General features: G+C 63.2%; 11 protein-coding genes, 1 tRNA gene and 1 pseudogene. 7 read left to right on the forward strand and 6 right to left on the reverse strand.

Going from position 1 to position 16749, the window contains the following annotated elements:
- Positions 1-15: 15 nt before the first annotated feature.
- Positions 16-594 (reverse strand): hypothetical protein, encoded by a 579-nt coding sequence (locus K1J57_RS16840; RefSeq protein WP_220559518.1) that lies wholly within the window; start codon positions 592-594, stop codon positions 16-18.
- 468 nt (positions 595-1062) lie between these two features.
- Between K1J57_RS16840 and K1J57_RS16845 the strand changes: the two genes are divergently transcribed.
- Entirely contained in the window at positions 1063-1257 is a 195-nt protein-coding gene (locus K1J57_RS16845; protein ID WP_220559519.1) for a hypothetical protein, read from the forward strand.
- A 517-nt stretch (positions 1258-1774) separates the two neighbouring features.
- Positions 1775-1975, forward strand: a pseudogene (locus K1J57_RS16850) (site-specific integrase); the annotation flags it as partial.
- 266 nt (positions 1976-2241) lie between these two features.
- On the opposite strand, the gene K1J57_RS16855 reads toward K1J57_RS16850, so the two are convergent.
- The gene (locus K1J57_RS16855; protein WP_220559520.1) at positions 2242-2928 is read right to left on the reverse strand and encodes an SDR family NAD(P)-dependent oxidoreductase; all 687 of its coding nucleotides are present in this window, start codon (positions 2926-2928) and stop codon (positions 2242-2244) included.
- A gap of 138 nt (positions 2929-3066) precedes the next feature.
- Here K1J57_RS16855 and K1J57_RS16860 point away from each other — a divergent pair, with 138 nt between their 5' ends.
- On the forward strand, positions 3067-3951 hold the full coding sequence (locus tag K1J57_RS16860) for a helix-turn-helix domain-containing protein (protein ID WP_220559522.1): 885 nt from the start codon (positions 3067-3069) through the stop codon (positions 3949-3951).
- 85 nt (positions 3952-4036) lie between these two features.
- Positions 4037-4690 (forward strand): NADPH-dependent F420 reductase, encoded by a 654-nt coding sequence (locus K1J57_RS16865; protein ID WP_220559523.1) that lies wholly within the window; start codon positions 4037-4039, stop codon positions 4688-4690.
- A gap of 603 nt (positions 4691-5293) precedes the next feature.
- Here K1J57_RS16865 and K1J57_RS16870 read toward each other — a convergent pair.
- Both K1J57_RS16870 and K1J57_RS16875 read right to left on the reverse strand, forming a co-directional pair.
- Positions 5294-5426 (reverse strand) — tRNA-Arg (locus tag K1J57_RS16870).
- Positions 5427-5589: 163 nt separating this feature from the next.
- On the reverse strand, positions 5590-7713 hold the full coding sequence (locus tag K1J57_RS16875) for a DUF262 domain-containing protein (RefSeq protein ID WP_220559524.1): 2124 nt from the start codon (positions 7711-7713) through the stop codon (positions 5590-5592).
- Positions 7714-8067: 354 nt separating this feature from the next.
- Here K1J57_RS16875 and K1J57_RS16880 point away from each other — a divergent pair, with 354 nt between their 5' ends.
- Complete coding sequence (locus K1J57_RS16880) at positions 8068-9609, forward strand: IS1634 family transposase (protein ID WP_220559525.1); 1542 nt, start codon at positions 8068-8070, stop codon at positions 9607-9609.
- A 91-nt stretch (positions 9610-9700) separates the two neighbouring features.
- Here the strand turns inward: K1J57_RS16880 and K1J57_RS16885 are convergent, their stop codons facing one another.
- Positions 9701-9913 (reverse strand): hypothetical protein, encoded by a 213-nt coding sequence (locus K1J57_RS16885; protein WP_220559526.1) that lies wholly within the window; start codon positions 9911-9913, stop codon positions 9701-9703.
- An 84-nt stretch (positions 9914-9997) separates the two neighbouring features.
- Here K1J57_RS16885 and K1J57_RS16890 point away from each other — a divergent pair, with 84 nt between their 5' ends.
- Entirely contained in the window at positions 9998-13537 is a 3540-nt protein-coding gene (locus tag K1J57_RS16890) for a hypothetical protein (protein WP_220559527.1), read from the forward strand.
- Between the two features lie 101 nt (positions 13538-13638).
- Here K1J57_RS16890 and K1J57_RS16895 read toward each other — a convergent pair whose 3' ends face one another.
- Positions 13639-13887 (reverse strand): hypothetical protein, encoded by a 249-nt coding sequence (locus tag K1J57_RS16895; RefSeq protein WP_220559528.1) that lies wholly within the window; start codon positions 13885-13887, stop codon positions 13639-13641.
- A 206-nt stretch (positions 13888-14093) separates the two neighbouring features.
- Here K1J57_RS16895 and K1J57_RS16900 point away from each other — a divergent pair, with 206 nt between their 5' ends.
- On the forward strand, positions 14094-16169 hold the full coding sequence (locus K1J57_RS16900; protein ID WP_220559529.1) for an N-6 DNA methylase: 2076 nt from the start codon (positions 14094-14096) through the stop codon (positions 16167-16169).
- Positions 16170-16749: the final 580 nt, after the last annotated feature.

Below are 16749 nucleotides of genomic sequence, written 5' to 3' on the forward strand. Positions count from 1 at the left end.
CGTAACCTCACCAGCTCACGAAGTGGCAGCACCTGACCCAGATTTGATCTCGTTGGGACCCTGCTGGCTGCTCGGGTAGTGCGCGTCCTCGCCCAGCAGCTCGATCATGGACGCCTCGGAGAAGTAGCATCGATCACTGACCTGCCATTCATCGTGTATCTCGGACAGCACCGTTTGGCCGATCCGACCAACGTCGCGGGATCGGCGAAGGCCCGTGCCACGTCCGCTCTGTGTTTGCCCTCCCGGTTCAACTGCTATAACAGGCTGGTCGGCCAGATCTTCTTCCCGTGCCTGGTCGGAAAGTCGGCGAACGCGGCCACCAGTACGCTTGAAGCTGGTGCCGGTTTGAAGGTCGGTGCTGATTGAGGTGTGGGTAGTTTGGATTTCACCGAAGTTCCTGCCTTCCTTGGAGAAAGGAAGGCGATTTTCAGGACCCCGAGTGAAGCTTTTATTTCCTCTGTTTTCCTGGTGGCGCTGGTAGGTGGGGAGGGTTAGATGTTGGGATATCTCGTGTTGGCGGTTGTCCTTATGTTTTTTGGTGGCTTGTTGGTGGCCTCTGGGTATGGAAACTGGAGGAACTGGGATGAAATTCAAAGAGCTTCTCTCTTTTTGCTTCCTTTTATGTTGAGTGCTTGGGAGAAATCTCGAGGAGGGCGGATTGATTCGGCCAATAGGGCGATGTCATCTCTTGTTTGGGTTGTGCTGGGGGGCGCACTTTTTGTTACGGGATTGGTGACTTTGGTGGAGGTGGTGAGGCAGTTAATTTCTGTGGGTTGGTGGTAGTCGATTTCCTGGTGCAGGCTGGGAAGCGGTCGTGCTCGGGAGGGACGAACGGTCGCTGTGGTCAGGGCGGACGCCTTTGCCGGGGTGGTGGGGCGCTTCGGGCAGGCGGCATGGTGTTGTGGCCGTTGCGCGGAGGACGACAGGTACTGAGGAAGTGACACCGGGTTGCCGGTGGGTGTCGGGGTACGGTCCACGGAGGCTGGCCGCCAACGCTTGTCGGAGGAAGTCAGGGGAACGTGTTCGTCACGGCTTGCCGCCCCGTTCGAGTTCGAGGACCGGGTGGACGTCGACCCCGACCTGATCACCGGGGCCCTGGTGCGCCCCTACCTCGACCTCGGCTCCGTTCCTCGCCCCCGCCCGGCCGAACCGGACGACCACCCGGCCCCGCTTTCGGGTGTCGAGTCCGAGCCGGTGGAGGAGGAGTTCGCCGAGCTGACCGACCGCATCCGCACCTACCTGGCACTGCGGGGCTGACAAAAAACCGAACAGGCTGGGGGCGTCTTCTCCTGCGGGAGGAGGCGCCCTCCGCTGCGTTCCTGAACTCCTATGGTGCCATCGCGGGTTTCTCGATCAACGGTCGGGAAGAAGGAACCCGGGGTGATTTCTCGGACCGTCGAAGCGCTCTGGAGGCGTTCCGGAAGCCGTCGAGGGAAGCTGATCAGGGTGGGCCGTCGAGGGGCCGATAACGCCGCCGATCGGTGGGCCCTTTCGGGGGCCAGTGACCCCGCCGATCGGCGGGCCGCCTTGAACGGCCCACCCTCAGCCCGTTATCAGTGCAGGTCAACGCCCCTGTGGGTGGGCCTGTAGGAATCCAGACTTATGCCCGGTAGGCGGGTTCCTTCACATAGGGCGCGCGGCGCCCGGGGGTGTCCGGGGGCGTTCCCTCCCCCGCACACCCTCCCCGGCAGCCGTCTGTCGCCCCGCTCCACCCACCTGTCCTTGGGTGGCTCAAGCCCAGACCTTCCAGGCCCGGCTCGTCTTGGCTGCCCGGACGATGCCCGGGCTGCGCCACGGGGACGCCTCGCTCGCGCTCGTGGTGGGCACGGACGTGAAGGTGGTGCCCGCCGAGCTGGGCCATGCGACTACGCACTTCACCCAGGACACCTATCAATCGGTCTGCCCCAACGTCGCCAAAGCGACGGCCGAGGCGACCGCTGAGCTGTTGCGCGGGACGCCGGTTTCGGCCGGGTAGCGGGGCGGGGGAGCATACCAGGAGCGATTCAGCTCCCTGAGCTCTGGATCCTGTGGCGGGTTCACACCGCCTGGCCTGGGGCTTCACTGTCGGCGGAGGTGGCTGGCCATCGGATCGAAGGTCCCCTGGAGGTGACCTCAAGGAAGTGTCCACTGCGGAGAGGACTCCGTCTTCCACACCATGTCGTCGCGCGGCGACCGTTGTCGTCGGGGCCGCTTCCGGAACCGATGGCCTCCGTCGCTGATTTCTTGGAGATCGTCAGGTATTCACCAGGGCATCTCCCCGTTCTCATCCTGGAAGGTCCCCGTCGGCCCGCCCGCGGCGAGGGTCGCCAGCCGCACGACGGCCCTGGCGCTCTCCTCGGGTGACCTTCCGATGCCGAAAGCCGCGGTCATGTCCGTGGCGGTGGTACCCGGCTCCAGTGCGTTGAACTTGATGTCCGGATGGGCCTTGGCGTACTGGACCGTCAACATGGTGGCCGCGGCCTTGGACGCGGAGTAGAGCGCGGTCGGCAGGTGGAATTCGGGCCGTCCGGGGTCGGTCACCGCCCAGAACGATCCGGCGCTGCTGGAGATGTTGACGACGGTGGGGTTGGCGGACCTGCGCAGCAGGGGCAGCGCCGCCTCCGTGACCCGCACGACCCCCACCGCGTTGGTGTCGAAGGAGCGCAGTGCCGAAGGGCCGTCGATGTCTCCGGACGCCAGGATGCCCGCGTTGTTCACCAGGACGTCGAGCCGGCCCTCGGCCGCACCGATCGCCGCCAGAGCACTCTTCACCAGCGCGTCGTCGGTCACGTCGAGCCGCACGAACCGTGCACCGATCTCCGCTGCGGCCTTCTCCCCCCGCTCGGTGTCGCGCGCACCGAGATAGACGACGTGGCCCAGTGCCAGAAGCTGTTTCGCGGTCTCGAAACCGATGCCCTTGTTGGCCCCGGTGATCAGTGTGATGGTCATGGTTCTCCTCCTGGGATACGCGGCCCGAACGGGTTCTCGGACACGCTAGGAGGGAACGCGCCCCCGCCCCAGAGCCCTGCTGAGCCGGGGGTGTGACAGGGCCCCTCTATCTGCCCTGCGGCGATCTAGGCTGATCACATGAGCGAGACATCGAACGCCCTCGGCGCGTTCCTGCGGGCTCGGCGAGCTCTGGTGAGGCCCGAGCAGGTGGGCATCCCCGATGTCGGTGTACGGCGCGTGCCCGGATTGCGGCGGGAGGAGGTCGCCATGCTCGCCGGTATCAGTGCCGACTACTATCTGCGGTTGGAGCGGGGCCGCGACCGCAACCCGTCGGTGCAGGTCCTGGAGTCGATCGCACGCGTGCTGTGCCTGGACGACGACCACTTCGCACATCTGCTGTCGTTGGTCGCCGAGGTTCCCCGGCGGCGTGGACGGAGGCCGCGCAAGGAGACCGCACCGACCGGTGCGCTCAAGCTGCTGGACTCCCTCGTCCAGCCCGCCTTCATCGAGGGCCGGTACTTCGACATCCTGGCCTCGAACGCGCTCGCCCGGGCCCTCGACCCCCGACTGACCGTGGGCGGCAACCAGCTGAGGGACATGTTCCTGGACCCGGGCCAGCAGGCGCTGTACCCGGAGTGGAAGCGCGTCACCGAGTGCTTCATCGCAAACCTGCGCCAGTCCGTGGGCACCGACATCGACGATCCCCGCTTCGCCGACCTCGTCGGAGAACTCTCACTGGCGAGCCCGCTGTTCCGCAGGCTCTGGGCCCGGCACGAGGTGCGGGGCCAGCGCGGAACGCCGATCCGGCTCGACCACCCGCGGATCGGGGAACTGACCCTCAACAGGGAGCGGCTGAGCGTGGGCGGGGCCGAGAGCCTGAAACTCGTCGTGTACCACCCGGACGCCGGGTCCGACAGCGCGGAGAAGCTGGCTCTGCTGGCTTCGGCGGACATGCCCACACGGGAGCGCGGAGGGAACGAGGGCACTCCGGCCCGCGAGACGAACGGCGCTGCGCCTGAGTGAACCCGTTCCAGCACCGGGTACGGCGCACGGCGCGATCGCACGGGCGACCGGTATTTCTCATCAAGGCTTTGCAGTGGAGGCACCTGTGACAACGATCGGGATCATCGGCGCGGGCGAGGTGGGGAGCCAGATCGCCCGCGCGGCGGTGGCGAACGGCTACAAGGTCGTCATCGCCAACTCGCGGGGCCCCGAGACCCTGGAAGAGCTCATCGATGAGCTCGGTCCGGCGGCCTCCGCCGCGTACGCGGCGGAGGCCGCGGCGTCGGGCGACTTCGCGGTCATCGCCGTACCCCTCAAACTCGTCGACCACATGCCGGTCGCAGAGCTGGCGGGCAAGGTCGTACTGGACACGAACAACTACATGATCTGGCGCGACGGCCACTTTCCGATGGTCGACTCCGGTGAGAAGACGGTCCATGAGCTGCGCCAGGAACAGCTCCCGACATCGAAGGTGGCCAAGGCGTTCACCCACATCCAGGCTCCGAGCCTGCTCCGCACGGCCCGACCCGCAGGTCACCCGGCTCGGCGGGCTCTGTCGGTGTCGAGCGACCATCCAGAGGCCGTGGAAATCGTCACACGGCTGTACGACCAGTTCGGATTCGACACGGTGGACAACAGTCCGTTGAGCGAGTCCTGGCGCACCGCCCCGGGCCAACCTGCCTGGGTCCAGCACGCACGACAGAACCGCGAGCAGCTGGCCCGCAACCTGGAACTGGCTGAGCCCTTCACTGTTACGTGATACCGCCCGTCCACGGTATCCAAATGATCCCCGGGTCCCGGGAACAGGCGGTATCGACACGTCTGCGCACGGGTTGCTTTGTGCTTGTGCCGGGTGCGATGGAAGCTCTGGAAGTGGGCCCGGCGCCGAGGAGATGGTCGTCTGGGATGCGCGAACGAGTGATCAGGGTTGCCAGGTTGACGCCGGTGCCGGGCCGGGGGAACTCGATCAGGTTCACATGGGCACCGGACCGAAACCCGAGATGTGGGAACCGCGCCGGGTCGACGTGATCTCGAAGTCCGGGGCGGCTTTCTTCGCGTCAGCGTTGCGGGATCAGGGTTTACCGTTGAATTGGCTGTGTACGTTCTGCAGGGCGCCAGAGTGGTTCTGTTTCCGTGCCCTGCGCGTCCGGGGCGGCGCCAGACGGCTGTCGGCAGCGGCAGGCGTGTCAGGGCATACTGACGGCGAAGCCATGGGGCCGTGGGATGGCGAAGTGCTCGGGAGGTGGGTGCCCTGCCTGTACTGACCTTGGACTGGGGAGCACACCAGGAGCACACATGGCCCCGAAACGCGGCGAGGACCTCTTGCGAGGTCCTCACGCACTCCGATTGAACTGGGGATTTGTGGCGCACCCGGCAGGATTCGAACCTGCGGCCATCGGATTAGAAGTCCGGCGCCCGGGTATCCTCACGTGTCATTTCATGCCGTCGCGTCCCGCACCATCCGAATCCGGATGCCGTCCTGTGCCACATGGTGCCGTGTGGTGTCGCCCCGGTCCAAAACCGCGGAGCACCAACGGAGCACGCACGCCCTGTCGGCAGCGTCCGATGGCACCTCGCGAGATCCTCACGGCGTGGCCGTTGAGACCGAATCTGTGCCCAGAAACCTTGGGGTACCCCAGAGGGAACGTTCGTGCGTTGCTACGCATTTCCGGACTTCAACTCTTCGTCTTCCGGCATGGAGTTCTGGAACTGTGTGCGAACGTCCCTCAAACGGCGGCCGTCCGCCACGGACCAGAAGTACCACCCGTTCGTGGCCTTCTTGCGCAATGCGTATCCGGCAGCCGATGGTGACATGTAGCGCTTGCCGGCCAGCTCGATGGCCCCGTCGGCAGTCAGAGTGGCTTCCCTGCCCTTGAAGTCCCGGTGCGTTGCCACCAGCTTGTCGCCAGGAGCGAGAAGTCCTGCCTCGATGAGGTGCTTCAACTCGACCCAGTCACCAGCCTTGGTCTGCGGGTCGATCACCTTGCCGTGATGGCCCTCAGGGACCGGCCACACCTGAAGGACCCGATCGATCAGCTCTGTCGTCCGCTCGTCGATCAGCTCCTCGTCCCAGGCATGGTGCTCGGTTCGCTTGATCACCCGTCCCGTGAGCGTGATCGTGTTGTGGTCCATCAGCGCCGACCGTTTCGCTGACCACGGTCCGTTGGACACCTTCGCGTTGAGCTTCTGTGTCAGGAGCGTCAGGTTGCCCAGACGGTGGACACGCAGCTGCCGCTCCTCGATGCCCTCCGGTGTCTGTACGGCCCAGTGGTCGTGCCACTTCTGCGGAAGCAGGTGTTCGACCGGGTAATTCTTCCGCTCGATCTGCGGCTGGCCCGTCTCCGCCCGGTAGAGGTCCTCTATCGCTTCGAGGATCATGCGGAGTCGTCCCCGCGGGAACCGTGAGTATGCTGATTCCGTGGTGAGCGTCCTGCGGATCTCCTCGTCTCCCGGCCAATAGGTGCTCGTGACGTTCAGCCGGGCAAGGTGCCCGGTGACGCGTTCCACGAGTTCATCGGCGGGCATGGCGGAGTTCGCGTTGATGAGGTCGGCGACGATGCGCCCCAGATCGCTGCCGGACAGACGAAGCAGCTGACGGCGGACGACCCAGCTCTCGGCCGCCCGGATGATCTGGTCGACGGACTCCCGCGGAAGGTCACGGCCCGGCTCGTGCAACCAGATGAGCAGTGGCTTGAGCACCTCGACACCGCCGGCCTGCATTCGGTACACCGCCATCTCGGCGGAGTCGAGACTTCCTCCGTGGTGGGCTGCGGCTTCGGTCCAGGCCTCGTATTGCTGTGCCTGCTGTTTGATCACAGGCAGCAGGCCGGTCATCTTGTGACCGGACTCGAGCTCCACGTAGGACTTGAACCGGCTGAACGTCGCCTGCGGGCTGATCTCCTCGCCGGTACGCGATACGAGCCACTGGTTGAGGAACAGCGAGCTGCGGCTGATGAGGTTGCGCCCGACGCTGACCTCCTTCGTCCAGAACTTGGTCTCGAAGGGCCAGTCCTCCCGGTAGGCCTTCTTCGTGTCTGCGCCTTCGGCCTCAAGCCGCTGGAACACGAAGTTGCGCACAAGGTCGGCCGCAGTGAGCGGGGTACCGCGAGCGTTGAGCGTCTCGAAGATCTCCTGGGAGTTCTCTGAATCCTTCAACTCGATCGAGACCAGCTGGAGGCCGTTCAGCAGGACGGCGGTGAGGTTCTTGGCCTTGGTGGTGTAATCCTCCGACTCGGGCGGGCCGAGCCACTGTTCGACGACCGTGGAGAAGTAGGCGTGCGCGGCGACGATCTGGGAGTCCGAGTGGGCCAGAGCGGTGTGGTCGACCGGCGGCTCAGCCGACATCACCTCGTCGAACGCAGCCCGGTCCTTGTTGAGGTGGCGCACCTTCAGCCGGATGTCGCCGTCTTCGACGTAGACATCGTCGTTGTGGGTGAGACGTTCGAGTTGACCGGCGAGCGGAGTGTTGCCCGACTGCGCCAGGAGTGCACACGTGGCGTCCGCGAAGACCTGCAAGGTCGTCAGTCGCTGCTGGCCATCGACCACGTTCCACGTCGGCAGCTGCTTCTGAGCTTCCTGGGACTGGATGACCACCGCGCCGAGGAAGTGAGTGGCGTTCAGATGAGGCTCTTCGATCCGGAGTTCGGCGATGCGCCGGATGTCCTTCCATAGCGGCTCCCACTGCTCGTCCTCCTTCCAGACGTAGGGGCGCTGGAACAGCGGGATCACGAAATGCTGCGGCAGGTTGAACAGTTGCAGCGGCGTCCGTTTGAAAGTCTCCACGTCTCCTATCATTCCGCACCCGCCCGACATTTTGGGTCAGAAACCCGGGTGCATCGAGGGGTGGGGTGATGCGTTGGCCCACGACTGAAGTGCGGAGCCCGCTTGGGGCATCTCGTATCGGGGGCAGTAGACGCTGCGGAGTGTGCTGGGATCGCCTCCCGCCACCTGGCACACACCACGGACTCCATCAAACCCGGCGTGAGACATCCGCGCGTCCGCTCTCATGCATATGGCAGGCCTGACTCGTGCCACTTTTGAGCATCCCGGCGAAGAGCAACCTGCTGACCTGGTCTGATAGTGGCCGGGAGGGGCACTCGGGGTGACTAATCGCGGTGCCGGCCATAGCGTGAACGAGTGGCATCGTTCATCAGGAAGGTCCCCACCGCATCAGGCGCGCAAGCAGTACAGATCGTCCATAAGAACGGCCGCCAGATCGTGGACATCGACCACATCGGCTCGGCCCATAACGACGCCGAACTCGCCGCACTGATGGAGATCGCCCACCAGCGACTGCACCCCGGCCAGCTCGCCCTGGACCTGGATGTGGGACCGCCACCTGCGGCAGAACCCGAACCCGCGCCCCACACCGGCAGCGGCAGCGGCAGCGGCCCGAGGGCCGTGGGCACCCGCTCCGAACTGCTATGGGACACCCTGGCCGATGCCTACACCCGCCTGGGCTTCGATGCCGTGCGCGATGCCACCTTCGCCAAGCTCGTGCTCGCCCGCATCGTGGAACCCACCTCCAAAGCCGACACCCTGCGGGTCCTGGGAGAACTCGGTGTGCCCGCGCCCTCGCTGCGGACCGTCTTTCGGTGCCTGTCCCGCTGCCAGGAGCACGACTACCGCCAGAGGATCACCGACGCGTGCCCGGCCCACGCCCGCTCCACCACCGGCCTGGCCCTGATCATGTACGACTGCACCACCTTGTACTTCGAGGCCGAGAAAGAGGACGGCCTGCGCAAGGTCGGGATGAGCAAGGAACGCCGCGTGGACCCGCAGATCCTCGTCGGCCTGCTGGTGGACGCCACCGGTTTCCCGCTGGCTGTGCACTGCTTCGAGGGCAACAAAGCCGAGACCAAGACGCTGCTGCCCGTGGTCACCGACCTCATACAAGGCCTGCCCGAGGCCGAGGACGTCGTCGTGGTGGCCGATGCCGGCATGCTCTCGGCCGCCAACCTCAACGCCCTGGAGAAGGCGGGAGGACGGTTCATCGTCGGCTCCCGGATCACCAAGGCGCGCTACGACCTGGCCGAACACTTCCAGGCCCGCGGCACCTACTTCGAAGACGGGCAGATCCTCGAATCGGAGCGGGTGATGGGCACCGGCCGCAACGCCCGCACCCGGCGGGTGGTCTACCAGTACCTGTTCGAACGCCACCAGCGCGATCAGCGGGCGATCAACGCCCAGATCACCCGGGCCGAGAAGGTCGCCGACGGCACCCGGCCGGTGAAGAAGGACCGGTTCGTGCGCCTGGACGGCGCCGACAAAGGGGTGGACTGGGACCTGGTCCAGCGAGCTCGGGACCTGGCCGGGCTGAAGGGCTATGTCACCAGCATCGACCCGGAGGTGATGGGAGGCCAGGCGGTGATCGACGCCTACCACGACCTGTACCAGGTCGAGCGGTCCTTCCGGATGGCCAAGTCCGATCTGGCCGCGCGGCCGGTCTTCCATCACGTGCGCGAATCGGTCGAAGCGCACCTGACCATCGTGTTCACCGCTTTGGCCGTCTCCCGGCACCTCCAGACCACCAGCGGGGTGTCGATCCGCAAGATCGTGCAGACGCTGCGTCCGTTGCGGTCCGCGATCATCGAGATCAGCGGTCACCGGCTCACCGCCGCACCCGATATCCCCGAGAGCGCCCGCGAGATCCTCGACCGGCTCAAGGGTTCGGGGTGACTAAAAGCGGCACGAGTCAGGTCAGGGCGCCGCTGGGGTGTTCCCGTGCGGCGCCCCTGTGTCTGTGGGGCCCTCCTGCAGAGGGCAGTGGTCAACGGAGCAGGGTGACCAATGCGGCCAGGGCTGTGGTAAGAACGGCTGCCAGGGTTAGGGTGGCGGCGAGGGTGGCTGCGGCGTGGCGGATGGCTTTGGGGTAGGTGGCGCCGTCGCGGCGGGCCAAGTAGGCGGCGCCGGCACCGGCCAGCACAGCTACGACCGTGACCAGGGTGCCGGCCAGGACCAGCAGCACGATCCACTCGGGCATGTCGGTTTTCCTCCGTCATCATTGTTCTATCGGCGGAGTTGAATGTGGTCGAAGACGTGCCTGTGATGGTCGGGACTGGACACAATGAGACATAAAAAGACACGGCCACGCGAATCAGGAGATGGTGTGGGCCCTCACTTCGGCACGGACGGACTCACCCCTGACGTGGCGCTGTCGGAGCTGCGAAGCCGGTTTCGGAAAGCCCTCCACCAGAAGAACTGGAACCAGGACACGCTGGCCGACAGGGCTGGTCTGAGCCGCGCAGTGGTGAACCCGGTGGTGAGCACCACCAACAACGAAAAGGTGCCCTCGGAGCGGACGGTGAGGCGCCTGGCCGAGGCGCTCAAGCTGGAGGAAGGTCCGCTGCTCACCCTGCTCGCCGCTGCTGTGGCCGCCCCTGCCCAGCCACAGTCTGGGCTGGGGCGGCCCATTCGTGCGTGGGACCCTCACGACCTGGAGATGCGCGTGGCCGGGAACCCCCCGGATTCCCCCACCGCAACTGTCGGCGTTCCCCAACGTGACACGGCGAGGCTGCCGGGGTACGTACGACGTGACCACGACGACGAACTGGGCCGTGCCATGCAGGCGGCCGTGGACGGGGCCAGTCGAATGGTGGTGCTGGTGGGGTACTCCTCCACCGGCAAGACCCGCGCCTGCTGGGAGGCTATTCAACCTCTCGCCGAGCGGGGATGGCGGTTGTGGCACCCTCTGAACCCCACTCGCGCCGAAGCCCTCCTTGCTGATATTGAAAACGTGGGCCCGCACACCGTGCTCTGGCTCAACGAGACCCAGCATTACCTCGGCCACCCCCGTTTCGGTGAGCGCGTCGCATCAGCCCTGCACACCTTGCTCACCAGCCCTGACCGTGCCCCCGTTCTGGTTCTGGGTACCCTGTGGAAAGAGCCCGCCCAGACCTTCACAGCCCTCCCTCAACCGGGGCAGGCGGACGAGCACGCCACAGCACGGGCTCTGTTGGAGGGCCGACTGGTTCCTGTGCCCGTGGACTTCACCCACGCTCAGCTCGACGACGTCCGCAAGTTGGCCGAGGCGGGCGACGGCCAGCTTGCTCACGCCCTGGAACACGTCCGTGACCGTCGGCTGACCCAGACTCTGGCCGGGGCGCCCGATCTGGTGCTCCGCTATCAGCACGGCTCCCGCCCCGCCCAAGCGCTGCTGGAGGCGGCGATGGACGCACGCCTTTTAGGGGTGGGCTTTCATCTGCCGCTGAACTTCCTGGCTGAGGCCGCCGAGGACTATCTCACTGACGACGAGATCGACGCTCTGGATGATCAGTGGATGGAAGCAGGATTGAGGGAGACAAGGCTACCCGTGCATGGTGGGTGGGCCCCGCTGCGTCGCATAAGGTTCCGGCGGCGTGACCAAAACCCCACGGAGCCGCAGGGCCCCGTTTACCGGTTAGAGGAGTACCTCGAACAGCACGCCAGGGACACGCGATGGGAGAAGTGCCCTCCTGCATCGTTCTGGGAAGCCGCGCACCGCCACCTCACTGATCCTGACGACTTGTATGTCCTGGCGCAGGCTGCAAGGCGCCGGGGCCTGCTCCGGCACTCAGTCCGGCTCAGCCACCGGGCTATCTTGGCTCACCATCCCCAAGCCGCACACTTAGCTGCCGAACTGCTCTCCCCCGACACCGATCCCCAGCAGCAGGGCGCGGACTGGATTGCCGCGCACGCCAACGTGACCGACCCGCACGGTGTCGGGTTTCTCCTGAAAAGGCTGCGGGATATAGGGCCTGAACAAACGGTGGAGGTGCTGGCCTCCCGAGTAATCACCTACGCCGACCTTACCGACCCAAGCGGCATTGCCCACTTGCTGGGAGAGTTGCGCCGGGTGGGGCAGGAGCAGGCATTGGAGGTGCTGGCCTCCCGAGCGGCCTCTCATACCGACCCCACCGACCCAAGCGGTGTCGCCTTCCTGTTGGAGGAACTGCGCCGGGTGGGGCAGGAGCAGGCATTGGAGGTGCTGGCCTCCCGAGCGGCCTCTCATACCGACCCCACCAGCCCAAGCGGTGTCGCCTTCCTGTTGGAGGAACTGCGCCGGGCGGGGCAGGAGCAGGCATTGGAGGTGTTGGCCTCCCGAGCGGCCTCCCACGCTGACCCCGCCAACCCGCACAGCATCCTCCCCCTACTGGGAGAGTTGCGCCGGGCGGGGCAGGAGCAGGCATTGGAGGTGCTGGCCTCCCGAGCGGCCTCCCACGCTGACCCCGCCAACCCGCACAGCATCCTCCCCCTGCTGATGAAGCTGGGCCGGACGGGGCAGCGACAGGCATTGGAGGTGCTGGCCTCCCGAGCGGCCTCCCATACTGGCCTTACCGACTCAAGCGGTATTGCCCACTTGCTGGGAGAGTTGCGTGCAGCAGGACAGGAGCAGGCGGTGGCTGCATTGTTGGCACGCAACCCCGCCGCCCACGCCGACCTCACCGACCCAAGCGGTGTCGCCTTCCTGTTGGAGGAACTGCGCCGGGTGGGGCAGGAGCAGGCATTGGAGGTGCTGGCCTCCCGAGCGGCCTCTCATACCGACCTCACCAGCCCAAGCGGTGTCGCCTTCCTGTTGGAGGAACTGCGCCGGGTGGGGCAGGAGCAGGCATTGGAGGTGCTGGCCTCCCGAGCGGCCTCTCATACCGACCCCACCAGCCCAAGCGGTGTCGCCTTCCTGTTGGAGGAACTGCGCCGGGCGGGGCAGGAGCAGGCATTGGAGGTGCTGGCCTCCCGAGCGGCCTCTCATACTGGCCTTACCGACTCAAGCGGTATTGCCCACTTGCTGGGAGAGTTGCGCCGGGCGGGGCAGGAGCAGGCATTGGAGGTGCTGGCCTCCCGAGCGGCCTCTCATACCGACCCCACCAGCCCAAGCGGTATTGCCCACTTGCTGGGAGAGTTGCGTGCAGCAGGACAGGAGCAGGCGGTGGCTGCATTGTTGGCACGCAACCCCGCCGCCCACGCCGACCTCACCGACCCAAGCGGTATTGCCCACTTGCTGGGAGAGTTGCGTGCAGCAGGACAGGAGCAGGCGGTGGCTGCATTGTTGGCACGCAACCCCGCCGCCCACGCCGACCTCACCGACCCAAGCGGCCTCATCTTCCTGTTGGAGGAACTGCGCCGGATGGGGCAGGAACAGGTACTGGAGGTGCTGGCCTCCCGAGCGGCTTCCTACACCGACCTCACCAACGCCTCCGACGTGGCCTTTCTCCTAGGGAAGTTACGGGGCATCGGACAGGAACTGGCAGTGGCTGCATTGTTGGCACGCAACCCCGCCGCCCACGCCGACCTCACCGACCCAAGCGGTATTGCCCACTTGCTGGGAGAGTTGCGTGCAGCAGGACAGGAGCAGGCGGTGGCTGCATTGTTGGCACGCAACCCCGCCGCCCACGCCGACCTCACCGACCCAAGCGGCATCGCCTTTCTGATGAAGATACTGCGGGACACCGAGCAAGCACAGATGGTGGCCGAACTATCGAGGCGAGCGCTGGACGCTGGTGTCCTTCAGGAGCTGCCCTCATCGTTGTTGCCCTATGGACGTGATCCGGATGGTACTCCCGCGCGGGCGTGGAGCTGGGGCGAACTAGGTGTACTGACCACGGAGGTTGGTAACACCCACCCCATCTGACACAAGCCATGAGGGCCTCCGGTATCGGTGCGGATTGCAAGTTCTGCACCGACTCACCGGAAGGCCCTTGATGGCTCACACTACCCACGCCAACGCCAAACTCACACCCGCCAGCCGCCTCGCCCTGGCCCGCTGCGTGGTCGATGATGGCTATGGTGTTTTGCCCGTTCAAGGGGCGCGGCAAGCTCCGCGCACCGGGCGAACACGCGATCGCCCAGCACAAACAGTGGTACATTCCGTGCCGCCTGCGTTGCTGCCCGCAGCGGGCCGGCCAGACCACCCGCACTGTTCTGGTCCTTCAGCTCCGAGAAGAAGGATGAAAAAGGTTCAGTGGCGTCGGCTGCGATCATGCTCGGGGTGATACGGAGGCAAAGGCGCTTATGTGGATTAGGAGACCGTCTCATCTAGGTGAAACAGCTATCCTGGTGCTGCAACGACGGTAGCGGAGCCCCTGGTTCTGGAAACTTGTGGAAGCTGCCTCAGGAGCCTTATACCACACGAGGTGAGGCGAAGGCAAGGCAGCGAACGGTCGTACAAGGAAGCAAGGATGGTCGGCGTGGCAAAGACCAAGACAATTACTGACGAACGTACTCTTGCAGGCTGGTTTAGTGCACCAACGGAATCCAGGGCGGAGAAGCTTGAAAGCGATGGAATTGATCCCATCTTCTATCACGCCGATGTTGAAGAGCATGTATTCGATCAGAGCTCTGGTGGAACCAAGCGATGTGACCTGACCATTCGATCCAAGAAATTCGCACTGGCAAGCGTGGAGATGAAGCGTCCAGAGGTGGCTCAGGCAAATTCCCCAGAGCTTCTGATGGACGCCTGGAAGAAAGCGGTCGGTCGAGGTCTTCCGTTCTTTTTGACATGCAATTTTCGTGAAATCATGCTCTGGGAAACTAAAAAAGGACCTAGCCAGTCTGATCCAATCTTAAAGTTTGAAATAGCCCGTGACCTGAGTCATTCTCGCTTCGCTCATGCCCGTCGGGATGAAATGCGAGCCAATTGGCGGGAGTTTCTCGATGAGTTTTCTGAAATATACCGAAAGAAGATGTATCGTAAGGAGGGAGAGAAGAAGCTTCCGCCACAAGCTTCTGAACTGAAGGTCTCTATTGCCAGCGTTGCGGAAGAAGCGTCCGAGCGAATCCGTGAATCGGCGAAGGATAACAACTTTCGAGAAAAGACTCTGGATATATTCCGTTCCCAGTTTGGTGTTGAAATTTCACTTGACCCGCAGGGGAATATGGATAATTTCATTTCGGAATCCGAGCAAGTGGCAACCATATCTGCGTTCGTTATATCCACACGTCTTATGCTTTATCAAGCCCTGGCGACAGCTACACGTCCGGATGGAAGCAGTTTTGGGTTGGATTCCCTGGAGATCGCCAGGAACACATCTGATCCCAGGAGAGTTGCTAGTGATTTGCGAAGTTTGTACGAGCACGCACGACGAAAGACAGGAGACTTTGAAGTTCAATTCTCTTCTACAGATCTCGATGACATCGTTTTTGTCGATGGTGAAAGTTCCACCCGCGACATTGGAGAGCGTTGGGGTAAGCTAATTGATGTGGTTAAAGGTGCTGATTGGGAAGCCCCAGCATCCTATGTCCCAGGGCTTTATGAATCTCTCCTTGATGATGAGCACAGGCATGTCATGGGAGTTCATTACACCCCTGACACTGTCGTAGAGCTGATTACTGCATATGCTGTGCGGGAGCCTGCAGATGTTGTTCTGGATCCATCTTCTGGCGCCGGTACATTCGTTACAATGTGTTACGATCGAAAAAGGGCACTTGGGTCAACACATGAACAGGCGCTTGAGGAAGTTTACGCCATTGAGTTGGCGGAGTTTGCCGCTTCCCTAACTGGATTTAACTTGACGCTTGCTGACTCTTCAGCAACATCTGCTTATCCTCGTGTATTTCGTGCCGACTTTTTTGATACCTACCCCGGGTATAAGAGCCCGCTGACTCTCCCTTCGGTAGGTCGCCTGAAGTATCCAAAGAACGTAGACGCTGTAGTCGGAAACCCACCATATATCCGGTTCGAAAACCGTACTCCTGAGGAGCGTCAGGAGGTCCTTGAATTCCTTCAGAACCACTTCAATAAAACTCAAACGACCTACCCAAATTTCACTGGCAAGGCTGACGTATGGGCGTTTTTCATCGCGGGCGCTCACATGTACTTGCGGCCTGGTGGAAGGCTAGGCTTTATTGTTTCATGGAGCCTGCTGGCCTCTGAATATGGAGATGCCGTACTCGCTTTCCTGTCTCGATATTTTAAGGTGCATGCTATTATTGATAGCAGGGTGGAGCGATGGTTTGCTGCGAAGCAGAATACCGTAATCATCCTTGCAGAGAAGGTAGATGAGCCCACTGCGAGGTTCTCGCATATGCCAAACCCGAACATACCAGAAGGTCACTTGGTTCGTTTCGTGAGATTTAAGCAGTCTTTGGCTGATCTCTTGGAAATGGACTTTCCTCGTGGCAAGCGAGGAGAGGATGTAATCGATGAGATCCTGGAAACTAATTTTGATGTAGGCGAGGACCTCCGGTGGGATATCCGTGTATTTCCACAGGCTCAGTTGGTGCGTCCTGGGCGCGATGTTGGTGACTCTGGAGAGGAGAAATAATGTCTGGCGGAGTGGACTTTAGGATCCTTGGTGCCAAGAATGCATTCCCTGGAAAACTCAGTTCCTTCTGGGGTGCGTGTCTTGTCGAGCCGCCGAGTATCGGAGCGCTGCGTCGCAAGGCAGATTCCAAGCTTATTCGTCTAGGTGATATTGCACCTGCTAGGTCCGGAATCCCCACCCGAGTTGTAGGTTATTTTTGCCTTGAGGAAATCGCTGATCCAACGATCATGGCACGAATGGGTTTGAGGTCTCAACGAGACCGACAGCGCCTAACAGTTGTTCGGGATGGTAGGCAGGCTCTACATGTTATCGAACGTGAGGCCCTCAAACCTATGGTTCGCCGCCCAGGGGTGCTGGAAGGGCGAATTGATGTTAAAGTAGAGGACACTGATCCCTGGCGAATGCTTTATCTGCAAGAGACGAAGAGTGAAATAGAACTAAAGCGGTGGGCTCATGTGCTTTCCTATATCCACTATGGTGAGACCACCGACTTTTCAGCTAGAGAAGGAAGCCGGCGGGCCGGAGGTATTCCGGCTCAGCGATCTCAAGTTCGCGTTAGGCCCGTATGGTTTCAAGTTCC

Source organism: Nocardiopsis sp. MT53, assembly GCF_019598965.1.
Lineage (GTDB): Bacteria > Actinomycetota > Actinomycetes > Streptosporangiales > Streptosporangiaceae > Nocardiopsis > Nocardiopsis changdeensis.